Here is a 16,732-nt window from a genome sequence, read left to right on the forward strand (position 1 = left end):
AGCTCTGGCAGAGCCATTTCATGCCAGTAATCTGACCGCAATACCTTTATCAGCCTGTTAAGAACCTCGGTTAAAGGGAATTCAAGCCCCAAAATAAGGGGCCAAGATCCTTTCGGGGTGACTATGACATGAGCGCTGAGGGCATCAATTAGCTTATTTCTTCTACTTCAGTTCATCCAGCACAGTATACATTTTTTTGACAAGCGCGGAAGCGGAGCCATTGTAGTTATTCACCAGAAATGAGAAAATATAGGTTTTGCCGTCTTTGCCTTTGTGGTAGCCGCAGTAGCCTTTCACGCCACGGATGGTGCCGCTCTTCATCTTCATGCCGTTGTAAACCGGCAGCGACGTATAGAACCCATCAAACCAAGCCTGTGTGCTGGCGTGCTCCAGCAATTGCACCTGAGCATGCGTCGTTACGCGGTTGAGCGGCGATAACCCAGAGCCATCTACCATACTTAACTCAGTTTCAGGAATGCCCTGCTGCTGCCAAAACTCCCTGATTTTCTCGAGCCCCTTCCCTGTGTCGCTGCTATGCGTTTTTTGGTAGGCAATTGTTTTCACGAGCGCCTCTCCATAGAGGTTAATACTTTTGCGGTTAAACCAGTAGATGATGCTGTCCAGTGCAGGGGAAGTGACGGTATGGAAAACGTTGTAGCCCTCTTTGGGAAGCGCAGCGTTATGCGCTTCCGGCAACTTCGGGATCTTAATACCAGCCGTTTCAAGTGTGTCGGATAAGGTGCTTACAAACTGGCGTGCCGCTGAAGGCATGGCGCCTGAGATCTTAAAACTGCTTTCGTTAACCGGGATGGTGCCCCGTATTGTGGCAGAAGGAGCGCTCAGCGGAAAATAGATGTAGGCATTGTCGCCGGTGCCGGCAGCGGCAGACGTAAGCTCTGATTTTAGTCCATAACCATCTAAGGCCGGCACTGTTTTCACGATGGCAACCGGATCGCCTACACTTTTTCCCGACCTCAGGATAACGTCATACTGGTTCTCGCGCCAATTCAGCTTTGCAGGACCCGCACCATAGTAATTGGCAATATCTTGCCACATCCATCCATCCGGCACGGTCTCATCGTTCCAGCCTTCGTTCGCGATGATTACTTTGTTATAAGATTTAACCCCGGTGCGCTGCAATGCCTGCGTCAGCCGCTTTAACACGATTCCCTCCCGGGTGTCAGACCATCGCCAGCTTCCAAAGGTAGGGTCGCCACTGGGTACGATGACCAGTTCTGCTCCTTTCGGGCCTTTATGGTAAGCAAACTTGGTCTTGTACACAAAGTCTTTCCCTAAAAGCTCGTAGGCGCTGAGACTCGTGATGACTTTCATGGTGGAGGCGGGCGCAAGGCCAATTCTGCTGTTCCTATCAAAGACAACTTTACCTGTTTCGGCATCTGTTATATAGAGCGAGCTAATTGCGTTCTGAAGCTGCGGGTCCTGCTCAAACTTGCGGAAGGCGGCGGCCAGCTTTTCATCCACGGCCTGCGACCAGGCAGAAGTATGGACCAGTGCGAATGCCAGAAGTAGGGCGGCTTTGGTAGTGAAGAGTTTCATAGCCAAAATTTAAGCATTTTAAATCGTTTATACTTTATTCCGAGGTTACTGAATTCAGGAAGTAACTCGTTTGCAGTTCATCTAAAGGAGGGGATTCTACTGCTATAAAAAGGCAGCAGCCGCCTGTTCTGTAAACAGGCGGCTGCTGCCAAAGTATAACGTATGACTTACCAGTTCTGGTGCGTGTTATAGTAGTTACGTTCGTCGGTCCAACGGTCTCTGTCCTGTCGGCTGCCATAGGCACTTCTTTCGCGGTCTACGTCGCGGTTGTTGTAGCTGGTTGCACCGTAGCCTGTACGGCCAAAGTCATCGTAGCCTCGGTTGTAGCCGGTATTTTCACGGCCTGCGCCTCCATAGCGTGCGCCTTGCCGGCTATCCTCGTAACGGTCGGTGTAACCACGTTCCTCCCGGTTTCTTCCCTCATTTACATAGCCTCCATCACGGCTTCGCCCGAAGCTATCGCTGAAGCGTTGGTCGCGGTCGCGGTTATGCGCACGATCACCGTAAGCATCATACCTTCTGCTTTCATCCCAGTGCAACTCGTGCTGCGTCATGCGCGGCCCTTCGTTGCCGGATAAGCCATAGTATGAATGCCCGTAGGAGGAGCCTCCGCCTTTGTTGCTGCCGCCCTCGCCGTAGCGCGTGCCACTGCCGTAATCGCCGTAGGCATGAGCTGCATTGGTATCCCGATGGTGGCCTTCGTGCCCATACCTGTCGCCGTAGTCACCATAAGCACCTCTTGGGTTATAATGGGATAGGCTATGGGTATTGCCTGTGAGCGGGTTGCCGTGCCGGTCAAAATCGGCGTAATGGTTTTTATTCCGGAAGTCGTTATTCTCGTTTCTGTTCATAGCTTCGTGTTTTAGGGTTTTATACTTCCCTTACTAACGAAGCCAATTGCCGCATGTTTTTAGATTTTCACCAGCAACGCCTGTTTGCTCACTCCGCGTCTTCCAAGGCAGCCAAGCCAGGGGCTTCGGTAAGGTGTTAAAGCTTGTGCAGCTGAAAGTACCCCAGTTGCATTTCGTCTTCCGCCGTGCTGTTGTTTGGGGTTACCTGCAGGCTATACTTCTGCTTGATCGCCTCCGGCAGAATATCCTGCACCTGGTAGAGTTCATCCACATCCACCCCAAACTTATCATCCACATGCGATGCGGCACCTTTGAAGCCCGTATTCTTGTAGAAAGCAGTTTGCTTGGCCTGCTTTATAGCCCCCGCTGTATCCGGTGCCACGGCCAGCATTTTGTAGTGAAACTCATCGAACTCACCAGGCTTGTACCCGCCCAGGTTCAGGAAAAACAGCTTATCTGTGCTTGCGCCTGCCTCTGCTTTTGGCACCACGGTTATACTATGGCCGTTCACCTGCGTTACCTCCCGCCAGGCATCCACGTGTATATTTCCTTTCGCCTCAGGCCAAAAAGCCTGTATCTCCGGCACCAGATCTTTTAGAGTTGCTGCCACGCTAAAGAAGATATCGTGCTGCTCTGTGTTTCTGCCGGCTGGCCTGCAGCCAAGCATCAGCATAAAAAGTTTAGGTGTTTGCATGCTGTAAAAGTACAGACTTAACCGGGCTTTTGGCAAAGTATTTCAGGCTCAATCAAACCTGAGATTGGCGACCGGATTGGCGGAAGCCGCTTTAAGCGCCTGGTAACTGACGGTTGCAAAGGCTACAATACCCGCCACTATACCTGCCGCTAAGAACACCCACAACGGAATCTCTATGCGATAGGCGAAGTTCTGCAGCCAACTGTGCATGGCGTACCACGCCAGCGGAAAAGAAAGAAGTGTGGCAGCCACTATCAGCATCAGAAACTCTTTAAAGAGCAGCACGACAATGGAGGTGTTTTCTGCTCCCATCACCTTGCGTATACCTATCTCCTTTTTCCTGCGCTCTGCGGCATAGGCAGCTAAGCCATACAAGCCGAGGCAGGCGATAAAGATGGCTATACCTGTAAATATCCAGAGCAGGGTCCTTAGCTTGTCTTCGGCCTTATACATCTTGTCAAAGTTCTCATCTATAAAGGTGTATTCAATCGGGTAATCGGGCGAGAACTTGTCCCACACCCGCTTCACATGGCCGACAGAGCCAGCCACATCCGCGGCGTCTATTTTCACGGCCACTTTCCAGTAGGCACCCGGGAAGATCTGGAGCACCGTTGGCTCTACTTTATCATACAGACTCTTGAAGTGAAAATCCTTTACAACACCTATGATTTTGCCTTCCTTCAGGGTATCAGGATTTGTATCACTCCACACTTGCCACCGCAAGGGCTTCCCGAGTGCTTTCTCCGGTGTGCCGTAGCCGAGTTCCCTTACGGCAGTCTCGTTTATCATAAAAGCATGGTCGGCGTCTGTTCCATACTTTTTTGAGAAAGGCCTTCCGGCCAGCAGCTTTACATTCAATGTATTGAGGTAATCGTAATCCACCATCAGTTGTGTAACGCTGTGATGTACCTGCTCCCCGTTTTTAGGCACTATGATCCCGTCACCAGCAGTCGCGTCGCCCGGAAAACCGTAGCCGATAGACACATCCTTTATACCGGGTGCTTTACGTAATTCGTTTTTAAGGGTCTCATAGTTCTCAAACATGCTATCCCCTCTCATCTGGAAAAACATGATCTGCTCCTTATCAAAGCCAAGGTCTTTGTTATGGAGATAGGATACTTGCCTGAAAACGATGAAAGCACATATGATCAGAAAGATCGACAAGGTAAACTGCACCACAATCAGCCCATGCCGCAACCACTGTATCCGTCCTACCCTGCTATCGACAACAACAGCGCTCTTCAGTACTTTTACAGGCTTGAAGCCGGACAGGACCAGCGCCGGGTAAAACCCCGCCAGTATGCCCACTACCAGTGTTAAGAGGAACAGCAGTAAAAGAAGAGAGGGATCCGTGAAAATGTTAAAGCTCATTTCCTTACCTGTAAATGCGTTCAGAGAGGGTAAAAGCAGTGACGTGAGCGCAGCCGAGAAGATGATGCTGATGAATGTAAGAAACACGGTTTCTGCCAGGAACTGTACCACTAACTGGCCCCGGCTGGCTCCAACGGCCTTCCTCACCCCAACCTCCCTGGCGCGCTGCATAGACTTTGCCGTAGCTAGGTTCACGAAGTTGAAACAGGCAATCAGGAGGATAAAGGCCGCAATGACACTCAGCGCCTTCACATACGTGATGTTGCCTTTAATGGCCTGATCATATTTGAAACCAGCTGAGTACAGGTATACTTCGTTCAGTGGCTGGAAGACCGGGAGGTAGCCGAATGGCTGGTTTCTTTCCGGGTCGATCTGCTTCGCCACGATAGCCCGGAATTTATCCTGGACAAACTGCGGGTCAGCGCCTTCCTGCAGCTTTACATAAGTATAAAACTGCTGCCAGCTCCACCGCTTCATGCGCTCGGCAGGCAATTCCGCGGCTGCCATGGGAAGTATAAAGTTTACCGGAAGATGGAATTTATCGTTGCTTGCAAACACGCCATTTACAAGGTAAGGAAGCTTATTAACTAAAACCTGCTTGCCAACAGGGTTTGTGTCTCCGAACACACGCTCAGCAAACGTATCCGATATAACGATGGAGGACGGATCTTCCAGCGCTTTTTCGGGCGAGCCGTACTTGAAAGGGAGTTGGAACAGCTCAAAGAACCCTGGATCAGTATAGGTGCGGCCTTTTTCGTACAGGCTCTTGTCCCCAACCTCCACCAGGTTGTTCGCATCAAACTGCAGCATCAAAATACGCACAACAGTCTCCACCTCCGGAAAGCTCTGCTCCAACGTGGTTCCGTACTTGGGCGGAACCGGCGCAACCATCGCCCCGTCCTCTCTGGCTGACATGTCATTGTAGAGCCGGTATACACGGTCCCCTTCAGGCAGGAACTTATCATACTGCAGCTCGTCGTATACAAACAATCCGATGAGCAGGCAGGCGGTAATCCCCAGGGTTAAGCCGGCAATGTTAATGAAGGTGAAACCTTTGTGCCGGAACAGGTTCCGATAAGCCGTTTTAAGGTAGGTTCTGAACATAGTTTTATTTAGTAATAAGCCTGATATACCAGAAGTACGGGTGGCAACACCTCAGCCTTAACCGGCCATTATCCCGCGCTTTGTCGGAACCGGCAAAATCCGTTAGCTCCTGGCATACCTCCTGCCATTCAGAACATATGCCACAAAAGCATATCATTGTTTATCAGCAACTTATGCAATAACAAGAAATTTAGAACGTGCAGAATCGTGCAACAGGTGTGCGAATTCGCACGCCCTCTCCAGCTACAACATACGCTACTACTTCGTTATCAGCATGTTGGATAAATGGCACAATTGTAGTTTCTTTATGTACTATAAATTTATGCGTATGCAGTTAAAAAAGGCTTCCGTTCTGGTAGTGGATGATGATGCAGATGTGTTGACAGCTGTCCGTTTACTGTTGCGGCCGCATGTAAAGGAAGTTGTTACAGAGAAGAACCCCGACAACCTCCCTGCCCTGCTCAGGCAACAGGCATATGACCTGATCCTGCTGGACATGAACTTTAAAAGCGCCCTGAACACCGGTAACGAAGGCCTTTACTGGCTCAGGAAGGTAAAAGAGCTGAAGTCGGACGCCGCTGTTATCATGATCACCGCCTACGGAGACATAGACCTGGCCATACGCTCGTTGAAAGAAGGGGCTTTTGATTTCGTGGTGAAACCCTGGCACAATGATAAACTGCTGGCTATCCTAGCAGATGCAGTCAGTAAAAAGGGAAAAGGCATGGCAGCCGAAGCAACAGAAAGCCTATCGGACCTACCTTATTCTGAACTACTGGGAACATCTGAAGCTATGAAGGATATCTTCCTGAAGATCAGGAAAGTTGCCCCAACAGATGCCAACGTTCTGATTTTAGGGGAGAACGGCACGGGAAAGGAACTGGTGGCCAAGGCTATCCATTCCTACTCGCTGCGGGCCGGTAAACCCTTTATAAAAGTGGATGTGGGTGCCCTTACCGAGTCACTTTTCGAGAGTGAGCTGTTCGGGCATAAGAAGGGTGCCTTTACGGATGCCCGAGAGGACCGTGCCGGCAGATTCGAAGCTGCCAGCGGAGGAACCATCTTCCTGGATGAAATCGGCAATATCTCGCTGCACCAGCAGGCCAAGCTCCTCAGCGTGCTGCAAAACTGGCAGGTGATCCGTGTGGGAGCTAACGAACCGGTGAACATAGATGTACGCCTGCTTTGCGCCACCAACGTACCGCTGGCAGAACTGGCAAATGAATTCCGCTTCCGGAAAGACCTTGTTTACCGGATCAACACGGTAGAAATCATGATACCGCCCTTACGCCAAAGGGGCTCCGACATTTTGCTGCTTGCCAAGCATTTTACAACTGTGTATGCAGACAAGTATATGAAGCCTGCCCCCGAATTAAGCAAGGCCGCAACCGATAAACTGATGCAGTACCATTACCCAGGCAATGTGCGGGAACTGCAGTATGCCATTGAGCGCGCAGTTATCATGGCCGACGGACAGGTGCTGGCCGCCGACGATATTATCTTCTCTCCTATTGAGGCTGTACCAGCAGATCAGCCGCTCGCCCAGGAGAGCAACCTGGAGGAACTGGAGAAAACAACTATCAACCGTGTGCTGCAGAAGCACGGCGGCAACCTTACAAGAGCATCAAAAGAGCTGGGGATCACCCGGACAGCCTTGTACAGACGATTAGGCAAGTATGGGCTCTAAAAGCTTTGAGTGGCATGTGGCACTGAGGGTAGTGCTTCTTCTGATCACCCTGAGTACACCAGCGGTGGCCATTGTGCAGGGATGGTCCGAAACACTTGTTTTTATACTTCCTGTCATCGTTTTTCAGGTAGTCGAACTGATCAGGTTTCTCAGAAAGGCACAGGATGAACTCAACCAGTTTATCGAGTCGGTGCATTACCGCGACTTCTCCAGGTACTACAGCGAATCGTACCAGGGCACTAGGCTACAGCTGCTACACAAGGGGTTTAATGAGATCAACACGACACTTAAAAGTATAAGCAAAGAGCGTGAAAGCCAACACCTGCATCTGCAGAAGATCATGGAGTTGGTGGACACGGGCATCCTTTCTTATGACACGGAGAGTGGAGAGGTAGTGCTGATGAATGAGTCTCTGAAAAAGCTCCTGCACCTGCCCTACATGAAGAGCATACATCACCTCGACAAAAGGGATCATGCCTTGTACCTGGCCGTGCGTGAATTACAGGCCGGGCGCACAAAAATTGCGACGGCTTATAGTGCGCACTTTGTAAAGAGCCCCTTCAAAGTGCTTTTGTCTGCCACATCTTTTCGGAGTGATGGCCATACATATAAACTGGTGGCATTCCAGAACGTGAATGAGGCACTGGACGAAACGGAATCCAGGGCATGGCAAAAACTGCTGAACGTAATGACGCACGAAATCATGAACTCTGTGGCGCCCATTGCCTCACTGGCTGATACCCTGAAGAACCGCCTCCACAAAACAGCTGTAAACGGCCCATCGGTACACGACTTGGAAGACTTTGAGGTGAGCGTAAGCACGATTAAAAGCAGAAGCCTTGGCCTGCTGCGCTTTGCCGAAGTATACCGAAACCTGAACAGGATCACGAAGCTTAACCTGGCTGATGTAGCGGTAAAAGATGTTTTTGCCAACCTGAAACACTTGATGCAGCCCACCCTGGCACAGAAAAACATAGCGCTGGAGATTCTACTGGAAGACCCCGCCATCCGATTACTGGCAGACAGGAACCTCCTCGACCAGGTATTGATTAACCTGCTGGTGAATGCCATTGAGGCCGTTAAAGACCAGCCAAGCCCCTCTATTACCTTATCCGCCTATACTTCGGAAGGGAACACCTTAATCAGAATCATGGACAACGGCATAGGTATGTCGCGGGAGGTGCAGGAGAAGATTTTTATACCCTTCTTCAGTACCCGTAAGAACGGCAGTGGCATTGGCCTGAGCCTTTGTAAGCAGATTATCATGCTGCACCAGGGCACTATTCAGGTGCAGTCGGCTGAGGGCGAGGGCACAGCCTTTATTCTGCGGTTCAGCAAGCCGCATGAGCTAGAGAATTGAGCAGGTTACGTTTTACCGGCCACCCTGGATGCCCGAAAGTAGAAGTTTATTGCGTATCTTAGTACCTAAATATTGAGAGAACATGATCAAGGGTTTATTCATCGCTTTTATACTTACCACCGGTTTATCCTCTTTGGTATCGCCAACGGAGCCTGCAGCTGCTATACAGGCTGATACCTTGAAGGAAAGTCTAAAAAGAGGAGAGAAAGTATACATGGCCAACTGCCAGAGTTGCCACATGCCCGAAGGTGAGGGCATTCCAGCCACTTTTCCACCACTTGCCAAATCGGATTACCTGATGAAAGATCAGAAAAGAGCCATCGGCACTGTGCTTCATGGGTTAAGCGGTGAGATCACCGTAAACGGTGAAAAGTATAGTATGGATATGCCGGCAATGAGTTACCTGTCGGACGAGGAAGTAGCCGATGTGCTGAATTACATCCAGAATAACTGGGGCAATAAAGCCAAGGCTGTTACGCCTGCTCAGGTAAAGGCGGAAAGAAAGAAATAGCATTACTTTACAGGACAACTTAAAACACCTGTATTTTCACACCAGCCACCGCCACCCTTAAGCATGCAGCACTGGGAGTTACTGTTTTTCTTTTTTGTCATTGCCTTTGTGTATGCATCCGTAGGCTTCGGCGGCGGCTCCAGCTACCTGGCTGTCCTGGCACTTTACCCGCTAGCTTTTCAGGAAGTACGTTTGATTGCCCTGTTGTGCAACGTGGTTGTGGTTACAAGTGGCACGATCCTGTTCATCCGGCACAGGCAGGTTAACTGGCAGAAAATCATTCCGCTCGTTTTACTCAGTGTGCCAATGGCATTTCTGGGAGCGAGCCTGCGACTGGAGCAGGATACATTCTTTGTGCTGCTTGGCTGCAGCCTGCTGGCAGCCGCTTTTTTGCTGTGGACACAAAAACTGTCTGCCAATGTAGCGCTGGAAGAGGTCTCTGGCAAAAACAACTATACCCGCGACGGGTTTTTAGGCGGTAGCCTTGGTTTACTGTCCGGTATGGTGGGTATCGGTGGCGGCATTTTTCTGTCTCCCCTGTTAAACCTGATCAGGTGGGACACATCGAAGCGGATTGCAGCCACGGCGAGTTTTTTTATCTTAGTGAACTCTGTGGCAGGTATAGCAGGGCAACTGACACATCTACCAGCCTCAGTAGATTTTACACGTATACTTCTGCTGGGCATAGCCGTACTGGCTGGCGGGCAGATTGGCTCCCGCATCGCAATTGCCCGGTTTAACCCTCGGGTCATCCGGCGCACGACGGCAGTCCTTATTTTTATGGCAGGGTTGGAAGTGTTGTACAAACACCTGCCCTGGATAAATTAGAAAAGCTTATGAAAGTAAATGTCCTGGCATTCGGCATCGCGAAAGATATTTTCGGAAGCTCTTGCATTGAGGTAGAGCTAAGCAGCGCGGCGACAGTAGAATCCCTCCGCGCAGTGCTGGAGGAGCAGCATCCCCGTTTAAAGCAATTGACTTCTTACATGGTAGCCGTAAACGACGAGTACGCAGAGGCCGGTGAGACGATAGAGCAGCGAGATGAAGTCGCAATTATTCCACCGGTAAGTGGCGGTTAAGAATGGTGCACATGATAGACATACACATATCCGAAGACTCCTTAAGCATTCCAGCCTGCATCGATTGGGTGATGTCGCCGCAATGCGGAGGCATTGATGTGTTTATTGGCACGGTGCGCAATGCAACAAAAGGGAGGCAGGTGTTACGTTTAGAATTTGAAGCCTACCAGAAAATGGCCCTGAAGGAGATGCGGAAAATTGCGGAACAGGCACTGGAAAAATGGCCAGTGGAGAAAGTACTCATACACCATCGCACTGGCGTATTGCAGGTAGGCGAAGTGCCTGTTGTGATTGCCGTGGCCGCTGCCCACCGTGCCGCTGCTTTCGAAGCCTGCCGCTACATCATCGATACCCTAAAGCAAACAGTGCCCATCTGGAAAAAGGAGTTTTTTGAGGATGGGGAAGTATGGGTGGCAGCGCATCCTTAATTTCTACTGCTGTTCCAGCCACGCTTTCATTCCCCCTTCCAGGGAGTAGATGGTTAGCTCCGGAAAGTGTTTTCTTATGCGCTTTACAGCCTCCCCGCTTCGTTTACCGGAGGCACAGTACACCACAAGTTTTTTGGCTGTCTGCAGCTGTGGCAACTTCTGCCCAAGCTGGTCAAGCGGCACGTGCGCTCCGCCAATATGGAACACATCCCGCTCCTCCGCCCTCCTTACATCCAGTAGCTCAAAATGTCCATGGGCCATACTTTGTTTCAGCTCTGCGACGGATATGGTTGGCACCTCCTCCGTTTCAGGTAGTTTTTCTATCGTTACTTTAGATACTTTTCCAACCTTGATGATTCGGCTTTGCAGCGTCTGCGCATCCAGCAGCAACAGCTTACCCGCCAGCGCTTCCCCTGTATTTGTAATGATTTTAATGACCTCATTGGCCTGCATACAGCCAACCATACCTGCCAGAGTAGGAATAACGCCTCCTTCGGCACAGTTTGGCACCTGCGAGGCATCCACCTCCACAAAAACATCCCGGTAGTTAGGGCTCCGGCTTCCGTTCCCGTTCAGTAAATTCCAGACCGCTACCTGCCCTTCATACTGATAGATGGCACCGTACACCAGCGGCTTTCCTGCCAGCACACAGGCATCGTTGAGCAGGTATTTCGTATCAAAGTTATCAGTGCCATCCAGCACCATATCATAATGCTGCAGCAGGTCCATCACGTTCAGAGCGGTTACCTTCACCTCATGCGGCACCAGTTTTATACCTGGGTTCTGTTTCTGCAGCTTTTCGCAGGCTACCTTGACTTTTTTTTGCCCCACTTCCTCCGGGGTGAATAAAACCTGCCGGTGCAGGTTGCCGATGGACACCGTGTCGAAGTCTGCTATGCCTAACGTACCCACACCTGCCGCCGCCAGATACTGGGCAGCAGGGCAACCTAAGCCGCCGGCCCCCACCACCAGCACGCGTGCGTTTTGGAGAAGCTGCTGCCCTGCTTCGCCAAAACCCGGAAGCGACACCTGGCAACTGTAGCGCAAAAGTTCAGGTTGTGCCATTAGCTGGTAGTTTTCTGCTGTAGAATCTCTTTCACTTTCTCAGAGTCTTCCGGTGTGTTCGCGTTAAGCAGTGCTTCGGCCTGTAAGGGCTCTAATAAGCTGATAACACTGTTCCGCAATACCTTGCGTGGGCAAGTATAACCCTGCGCCAGAAAGGCAAGCAACACAGGGTAGCTTTTGGGCTCCCATATCGTGATCAGCGGTTCCGGGAAGCCATCGTGCGGGCTTACATACGTAGTGGCGACAGAAGAGGAATTCCTGTTTTTTACCAGGTGCTGCAGTGTGGCGCTGTCGAGCAGCGGCATGTCGCAGGCCACTACCAGCCACGCCGCATCAGGCTGCTCCCTGAAAGCGGAAAGTATGGCACCGTAAGGGCCTAGGCCGGTAAAGGTATCGGGAAGTGCAGTATAGGTGCTGTCGATCTCTGCCTGCTGCTCTGGGCGGCAGGAAATGAACACCTCCTCGCATACTTCCTTAAGCAGGTCAGCAGCATAATACCGTTGTTCTTTACCGTGCCAGTTCATGGCTCCTTTGTCCTGGCCCATGCGTATACTTTGCCCGCCGGCCAGCACAAGTCCGTTGAGTTTAGGCTTTGCCCGCTGCATCTGCTCCCTGAAAAAAGTAATGATCTTGTCCGTGTCGCTAAGCCGGCACGTAGGTATAGCCTGCCAGGCAGGGATTGCCTTCTGCACAAAATCAAACACTTCCTCAGCATCATCGGCAAGTATAAAAAGGGCCACGTTATCCAGCTGCGACAGCCTTTTCTGCAACGATGCTTTTTTGGCGTTATCGATTACCACCACCTGCGCCCTGGCCTGCTGGTGGTTACCGTTTACCAGCACCACATCCGCCTCCTGGAACAGCTGCCGGAACTGGAACTGGTTCAGCTCCCGGTTCAAATCAAACTGGTGGTAGTGGATCTGATCCGTATACTCCATTTCAGCCCCTGAAGCCAATCGTCCTGGTAGCGTAGTCTCTCCATCAGCATGTGCATGGCTGGCATCCACATAAGCACATTTATACTTTGGTGCTAAAGCCTGAATGACAGTATCTGCCAACGCTTTGATCGTGCCACAAGGTGTACCAAGTATAGCCCACTCGTTGCGCCCAAAGTTGCCAAAGGATGGCCTGGTGATCAGGCTATGCTTTTTATGATCTTTTAAAGTCATGCTTCCCTCCTGTCTTTTCTATCAGCTTTGTTTCCCGGATCACGATGTCATGGCTCATTGCCTTGCACATATCATACACCGTTAGCGCAGCAACGGTGGCACCCACCAAAGCCTCCATCTCGATTCCTGTCTTGGCTGTAATACTGGCCGTGCAGTCTATCACCACCTCCTGTTGCTCATTCAGCTGTATGGCAACGTGGCAGTTATCCATCCCAATCGGGTGACAAAGCGGTATCAGTTCCCCGGTTTTTTTGGCCGCCATGATGCCTGCTATTATCGCTGTCTGAAACACCGACCCTTTTTTGGTCTGTATATCATCGGCTGCGAACTTCTCCAGTACCTCCGGCGGCAACGACACAATGCTTCTGGCTGTGGCGGTACGGTGCGTTGGCTGTTTTCCGCCTACATCCACCATCGTGGGCTGCCCTTTATCATTCAGGTGTGAAAAATCACTCATGGTTATTAGTACTTGCTTTGTCTTATATCAAAAATACGCCTTAAAAAGCGCAACTCAAATTTCTTTGCACTGCTCCGGTATCCGTATCCCGATGTTTCAGGAGATAATTATGCGGTTTTACCATGCTAGCCAGCATTTGCTTATATTTCAGCTATTGTACGGTTAAGGCCAACTGTATACTTTGTACTAGGGTATAACTCTTACGCTGTAACATGAAAAGCATTGCAATTATAGGCTCAGGAATTTGCGGTTTATCTACTGCTTATACTTTGGTAGAGAAAGGATACCCAGTCACGATATACGCTAAAGACTTCCCGCCCGAAACAACTTCTAACAGAGCGGCTGCTTTCTGGTTCCCATACCATATCGAAAACGACTTAAGATGCATCCGCTGGAGCCAGGCAAGCTACCATAAATACCTTTCGTTGCTGGATAACCCTGCCACGGGTGTAAGTATGAGGGAGCTGCAAAAAGTAACCAAAAGCAGTGATGCGCCTGCCACCTACTGGAAAGATTTCATACCTGCAGGCAGTTGCAGGCTCATGGATAAAACGGAATTCCCAGGGGAGTTTCAGGAAGGCTATACTATACAGGTACCCTTGATGGAGACTCAGATTTTCCTCTTCTGGCTCATGGATTTCCTAAGCCAAAAAGGCGTAAAATTTGTAAAGGATGAAATAAAGGAGTTTAGCGAATTAATAGCTAAATATAGCTGGGTGATTAACTGCACCGGCCTTGGCTCCCGGGAGTTGTGCCACGACCAGAGCATTTATCCCATCAGGGGACAGGTAGCTCTCATGGCACCTCAAAAACACATGCCGATATTTTTATACGAAGAGCAGCCATTCTACATTGTCCCCAGAAAAGACGCCACGATAATTGGTGGAACCTTTGAAGAAAATGTATGGGACACCACTCCCGAAACTGCAACTGTTCAACGGCTGTACCAGCAGGCAACCGACCTGTTCCCACAACTAGCTGATTGCCCTGTAACAGGAAGCTGGGCTGGCTTGAGGCCTTACAGAAAAGTAATCCGGGTAGAGCAGGAAGCGGGGCAAAATATCATCCACAACTATGGGCATGGCGGTAGCGGGTTTACCTTGGCATGGGGTTGTGCAGAAGATATCGCCTTTATGATCAGCAACTGATCGAACCGCCTATTTGAACGGCCATACTTTGTATACTTCTCCTGCCTTGAAGTCACTTTTATCTGATGGAAGCTCCAGGAATGCATCTGCCTCTACCAGATTGGCAAAGTCGCCGGAGCCATTGCCTTGCAGGGGTATTGCGGATAACTGCCCGTTTTTGCTTATATCGAGTTTTACCTGCAGAAAGTACTGTAGCGCCGGCTGAAAGCTAAGGTCTGTACTTAGCGTGGCGAAAAGGCCAGGGCCATACTTTATACATAAGCTGCTTTCGAGCCAGGATATAAAATAGCGGTGCAGGCACATAAAGGTAGAGGCCGGATTTCCCGGTAAGGCAAAGACTACAACTCCATTAGGATGGGCTCCAAACCAGAACGGCTTTCCCGGGCGCTGCTGTACTTTATGAAAAAGCTTCTCTACGGCCAATTCCTCCAGCACCTGCGGCACATAGTCAAACTTGCCCATCGAGATGCCCCCGCTAAGTATGATTACATCATAAGCCTGCAGGCAATTTCTTAAATGTTCCTTCGTCTGATCCAGGTCATCCGGTATGTGCAACAGGTCGGGCTGCAGGCCATACTTCTGCAAGGCAGCTTTTACCATGTAGCTGTTTGAGCGCCTGATCTGGTAAGGCAGCGGTGTCTCCTCCACAGCAACCAGCTCGTTACCAGTTGATATCACGACAGTACGCGGCAGCTTTTTCACTTCCAGTTCGGTAGCTCCTACTGCCGCCGCCATACCTACCAAAGCCGCTGTAACCACCTGGTCAGCCGAGGCTACCACGTCTCCCTTTTTCCTATCCTTGCCCTGTGGGTGAATGTTTTGACCTTGCTGAACGGTATCGATCATAATGGTAGCCTGCCCCTCCTGCAGCTCCAGGTCCTCATAGCGGATTACGGTGTCGGTGGTGGCTGGCAAGGCCGCACCCGTCATGATCTCCACACACGCTGCTGCTGAGGTGATCTCGATCGGGGTCTCTCCTGCCGCCTGTGTTCCCTCTACCTGAAACGTGCGTGTCCCCCCGGCATAAGTGTTATAGCTAATGGCAATCCCATCCATGGCTACCCGGTTAAAAGGCGGCAAGTCCCTGTCCGTGCACAGGTCTCTAGCCAGTACCCTTCCCAGCGCCTGCTCAAAAGGTAAGCGTTCGGTGCCAAAGTCTCTTACCTGTGCCTGTATAATGGCTTCAGCTTCCTCAACCCGGATCATGTATGAATATTTATGTGTTAGCCCCCAATCGTAGCCATGGAGGCGTGGAGAGTATGCAAATTGCTGTTCTTTTCGGCTGCCCAGCCGTCTTCCTCTTTCTGGCTGATGGCCCCTGCAAGTGCCTCTTGCAGCTGCTGCTCCGGCAAACCGCTGCGCATCAGGTCCTTCACGTTCAGGATGCTGCTCCCATAGAGGCAGGTCCTAAGCTCGCCCTGCGGCGTTAGCCTGATGCGGTTACAGGTGCCGCAGAAAGAACGGGTGTAGGCCGCTATAATACCCACACTGCCCTTATGCCCCGGAATCTGGTAATTGTAGGATGTAGAATGTGGCGGGTCGGCCACCTTCCGGATGTTGGGGTATTTGCCTTTGATGACCTCCAATATGCGCCAGTGGTCCCAGCTAAGGTTAGCAGCATGACCAGCTCCCCCGTTAAAGGGCATTTCTTCGATAAACCGTACACTGACTGATGCATCCTTGGTGAGCGCCACCAATGGCAGAATATCTTCCGTGTTCTTTCCCTCCATCACCACCGCATTAATCTTGACCTCCAGGCCATGTTGCAGCACAGCTTCCAGTGTATTCAGCACGTTTGGTAATTCATCGCGCCTTGTAATGGCAAAGAAACGATTCTGGTCAAGGGTATCGAGACTGAGGTTGACGGAGTGTAAGCCAATTTTTTTCAGCTCAGGTACAAAGGGGGCAGTGAGCACGCCATTGGTGGTAAGAGCCAGTTGCTGCAGCCCCTGCAGTTTAGAGAGCCGGGCCAGGAACGACATGAAATCTTTGCGCACAAACGGTTCGCCTCCGGTGATCCGAATCTTATCTATCCCCATTTTGAGCAATACCGAACTGATGTGCAGCATTTCCTCATAGGTCATTAACTCGCTTCTGGAAAGCCAATCGAGCCCCTCTTCGGGCATGCAGTAAAAGCAACGCAAATTGCACCTGTCGGTCACCGCCAGCCTCAAATAGTTTATTTTTCTTCCGTGTCTGTCTACCAGCATATTCCCTCATTTCATATTACAGGCACCAAAGTTGCACCTAC

General features: G+C 50.7%; 16 protein-coding genes. 7 read left to right on the forward strand and 9 right to left on the reverse strand.

All coding sequences use genetic code 11. The annotated features are described in order from the left end of the window. Positions 1 to 162: 162 nt before the first annotated feature. From dacB to OO017_RS13380, 4 genes are all read right to left on the reverse strand, one after another. Entirely contained in the window at positions 163 to 1,557 is a 1,395-nt protein-coding gene (gene dacB / locus OO017_RS13365) for a D-alanyl-D-alanine carboxypeptidase/D-alanyl-D-alanine endopeptidase (RefSeq protein WP_266053003.1), read from the reverse strand. A gap of 167 nt (positions 1,558 to 1,724) precedes the next feature. Further along, entirely contained in the window at positions 1,725 to 2,408 is a 684-nt protein-coding gene (locus OO017_RS13370) for a hypothetical protein (RefSeq protein ID WP_266053004.1), read from the reverse strand. Positions 2,409 to 2,544: 136 nt separating this feature from the next. Then, entirely contained in the window at positions 2,545 to 3,102 is a 558-nt protein-coding gene (locus OO017_RS13375; protein WP_266053005.1) for a DUF1543 domain-containing protein, read from the reverse strand. Positions 3,103 to 3,150: 48 nt separating this feature from the next. Further along, a complete protein-coding gene (locus OO017_RS13380; protein WP_266053006.1) occupies positions 3,151 to 5,577 on the reverse strand; it encodes an ABC transporter permease in 2,427 nt (808 codons plus the stop codon). Positions 5,578 to 5,905: 328 nt separating this feature from the next. Between OO017_RS13380 and OO017_RS13385 the strand changes: the two genes are divergently transcribed. The 6 genes from OO017_RS13385 (at position 5,906) to OO017_RS13410 (ending at position 10,642) form a co-directional block, all read left to right on the forward strand. Further along, the gene (locus tag OO017_RS13385; RefSeq protein ID WP_266053007.1) at positions 5,906 to 7,264 is read left to right on the forward strand and encodes a sigma-54-dependent transcriptional regulator; all 1,359 of its coding nucleotides are present in this window, start codon (positions 5,906 to 5,908) and stop codon (positions 7,262 to 7,264) included. Further along, positions 7,254 to 8,624 (forward strand): sensor histidine kinase, encoded by a 1,371-nt coding sequence (locus tag OO017_RS13390; protein WP_266053009.1) that lies wholly within the window; start codon positions 7,254 to 7,256, stop codon positions 8,622 to 8,624. The genes OO017_RS13385 and OO017_RS13390 overlap by 11 nt, the downstream gene beginning before the upstream one ends. Before the next feature lie 82 nt (positions 8,625 to 8,706). Then, on the forward strand, positions 8,707 to 9,135 hold the full coding sequence (locus OO017_RS13395) for a c-type cytochrome (RefSeq protein WP_266053010.1): 429 nt from the start codon (positions 8,707 to 8,709) through the stop codon (positions 9,133 to 9,135). Between the two features lie 63 nt (positions 9,136 to 9,198). Continuing rightward, positions 9,199 to 9,963 (forward strand): sulfite exporter TauE/SafE family protein, encoded by a 765-nt coding sequence (locus tag OO017_RS13400; RefSeq protein ID WP_266053011.1) that lies wholly within the window; start codon positions 9,199 to 9,201, stop codon positions 9,961 to 9,963. 8 nt (positions 9,964 to 9,971) lie between these two features. Continuing rightward, a complete protein-coding gene (locus tag OO017_RS13405) occupies positions 9,972 to 10,214 on the forward strand; it encodes a MoaD/ThiS family protein (protein ID WP_266053012.1) in 243 nt (80 codons plus the stop codon). Positions 10,215 to 10,225: 11 nt separating this feature from the next. Then, complete coding sequence (locus OO017_RS13410) at positions 10,226 to 10,642, forward strand: molybdenum cofactor biosynthesis protein MoaE (protein ID WP_266053013.1); 417 nt, start codon at positions 10,226 to 10,228, stop codon at positions 10,640 to 10,642. Between the two features lie 3 nt (positions 10,643 to 10,645). Here OO017_RS13410 and moeB read toward each other — a convergent pair whose 3' ends face one another. The 3 genes from moeB to moaC are packed head-to-tail and all read right to left on the reverse strand — an operon-like array spanning position 10,646 to position 13,333. Beyond that, positions 10,646 to 11,707, reverse strand: coding sequence for a HesA/MoeB/ThiF family protein (gene moeB / locus OO017_RS13415; RefSeq protein ID WP_266053014.1), 1,062 nt, complete (start codon positions 11,705 to 11,707; stop codon positions 10,646 to 10,648). Beyond that, positions 11,707 to 12,876 carry an NTP transferase domain-containing protein gene (locus OO017_RS13420; protein WP_266053015.1) on the reverse strand — a complete coding sequence of 390 codons (1,170 nt, stop codon included), beginning with the start codon at positions 12,874 to 12,876 and terminating at the stop codon, positions 11,707 to 11,709. Before OO017_RS13420 ends, moeB begins: the two co-directional genes overlap by 1 nt. Further along, positions 12,857 to 13,333: a cyclic pyranopterin monophosphate synthase MoaC gene (moaC, locus tag OO017_RS13425; RefSeq protein WP_266053016.1), complete on the reverse strand. Its 477-nt coding sequence runs from the start codon at positions 13,331 to 13,333 to the stop codon at positions 12,857 to 12,859. Before moaC ends, OO017_RS13420 begins: the two co-directional genes overlap by 20 nt. Positions 13,334 to 13,545: 212 nt before the next feature. On the opposite strand from moaC, the gene OO017_RS13430 reads away from it, so the two are divergent. Further along, positions 13,546 to 14,481, forward strand: a complete 936-nt coding sequence (locus tag OO017_RS13430; RefSeq protein WP_266053017.1) for an FAD-dependent oxidoreductase — start codon at positions 13,546 to 13,548, stop codon at positions 14,479 to 14,481. Positions 14,482 to 14,490: 9 nt separating this feature from the next. Here OO017_RS13430 and OO017_RS13435 read toward each other — a convergent pair whose 3' ends face one another. Continuing rightward, positions 14,491 to 15,687, reverse strand: coding sequence for a molybdopterin molybdotransferase MoeA (locus OO017_RS13435; protein WP_266053018.1), 1,197 nt, complete (start codon positions 15,685 to 15,687; stop codon positions 14,491 to 14,493). 17 nt (positions 15,688 to 15,704) lie between these two features. Next, positions 15,705 to 16,691, reverse strand: coding sequence for a GTP 3',8-cyclase MoaA (gene moaA, locus OO017_RS13440; RefSeq protein ID WP_266053019.1), 987 nt, complete (start codon positions 16,689 to 16,691; stop codon positions 15,705 to 15,707). Between the last annotated feature and the right edge of the window lie 41 nt (positions 16,692 to 16,732).

This window comes from Pontibacter anaerobius (assembly GCF_026241195.1).
In the GTDB taxonomy this organism is placed as follows: domain Bacteria; phylum Bacteroidota; class Bacteroidia; order Cytophagales; family Hymenobacteraceae; genus Pontibacter; species Pontibacter anaerobius.

Excerpts from the sequence above, each read along its gene's own strand:
- moaA (WP_266053019.1), bottom strand. The coding sequence starts at position 16,691 with ATGCTGGTAGACAGACACGGAAGAAAAATAAACTATTTGAGGCTGGCG.
- moaC (WP_266053016.1), bottom strand. The coding sequence starts at position 13,333 with ATGAGTGATTTTTCACACCTGAATGATAAAGGGCAGCCCACGATGGTG.
- OO017_RS13430 (WP_266053017.1), top strand. The coding sequence starts at position 13,546 with ATGAAAAGCATTGCAATTATAGGCTCAGGAATTTGCGGTTTATCTACT.
- OO017_RS13400 (WP_266053011.1), top strand. The coding sequence starts at position 9,199 with ATGCAGCACTGGGAGTTACTGTTTTTCTTTTTTGTCATTGCCTTTGTG.
- moeB (WP_266053014.1), bottom strand. The coding sequence starts at position 11,707 with ATGGCACAACCTGAACTTTTGCGCTACAGTTGCCAGGTGTCGCTTCCG.
- OO017_RS13395 (WP_266053010.1), top strand. The coding sequence starts at position 8,707 with ATGATCAAGGGTTTATTCATCGCTTTTATACTTACCACCGGTTTATCC.
- OO017_RS13410 (WP_266053013.1), top strand. The coding sequence starts at position 10,226 with ATGATAGACATACACATATCCGAAGACTCCTTAAGCATTCCAGCCTGC.
- OO017_RS13405 (WP_266053012.1), top strand. The coding sequence starts at position 9,972 with ATGAAAGTAAATGTCCTGGCATTCGGCATCGCGAAAGATATTTTCGGA.
- OO017_RS13375 (WP_266053005.1), bottom strand. The coding sequence starts at position 3,102 with ATGCAAACACCTAAACTTTTTATGCTGATGCTTGGCTGCAGGCCAGCC.
- OO017_RS13435 (WP_266053018.1), bottom strand. The coding sequence starts at position 15,687 with ATGATCCGGGTTGAGGAAGCTGAAGCCATTATACAGGCACAGGTAAGA.
- OO017_RS13420 (WP_266053015.1), bottom strand. The coding sequence starts at position 12,876 with ATGACTTTAAAAGATCATAAAAAGCATAGCCTGATCACCAGGCCATCC.
- OO017_RS13380 (WP_266053006.1), bottom strand. The coding sequence starts at position 5,577 with ATGTTCAGAACCTACCTTAAAACGGCTTATCGGAACCTGTTCCGGCAC.
- dacB (WP_266053003.1), bottom strand. The coding sequence starts at position 1,557 with ATGAAACTCTTCACTACCAAAGCCGCCCTACTTCTGGCATTCGCACTG.
- OO017_RS13385 (WP_266053007.1), top strand. The coding sequence starts at position 5,906 with ATGCAGTTAAAAAAGGCTTCCGTTCTGGTAGTGGATGATGATGCAGAT.
- OO017_RS13390 (WP_266053009.1), top strand. The coding sequence starts at position 7,254 with ATGGGCTCTAAAAGCTTTGAGTGGCATGTGGCACTGAGGGTAGTGCTT.
- OO017_RS13370 (WP_266053004.1), bottom strand. The coding sequence starts at position 2,408 with ATGAACAGAAACGAGAATAACGACTTCCGGAATAAAAACCATTACGCC.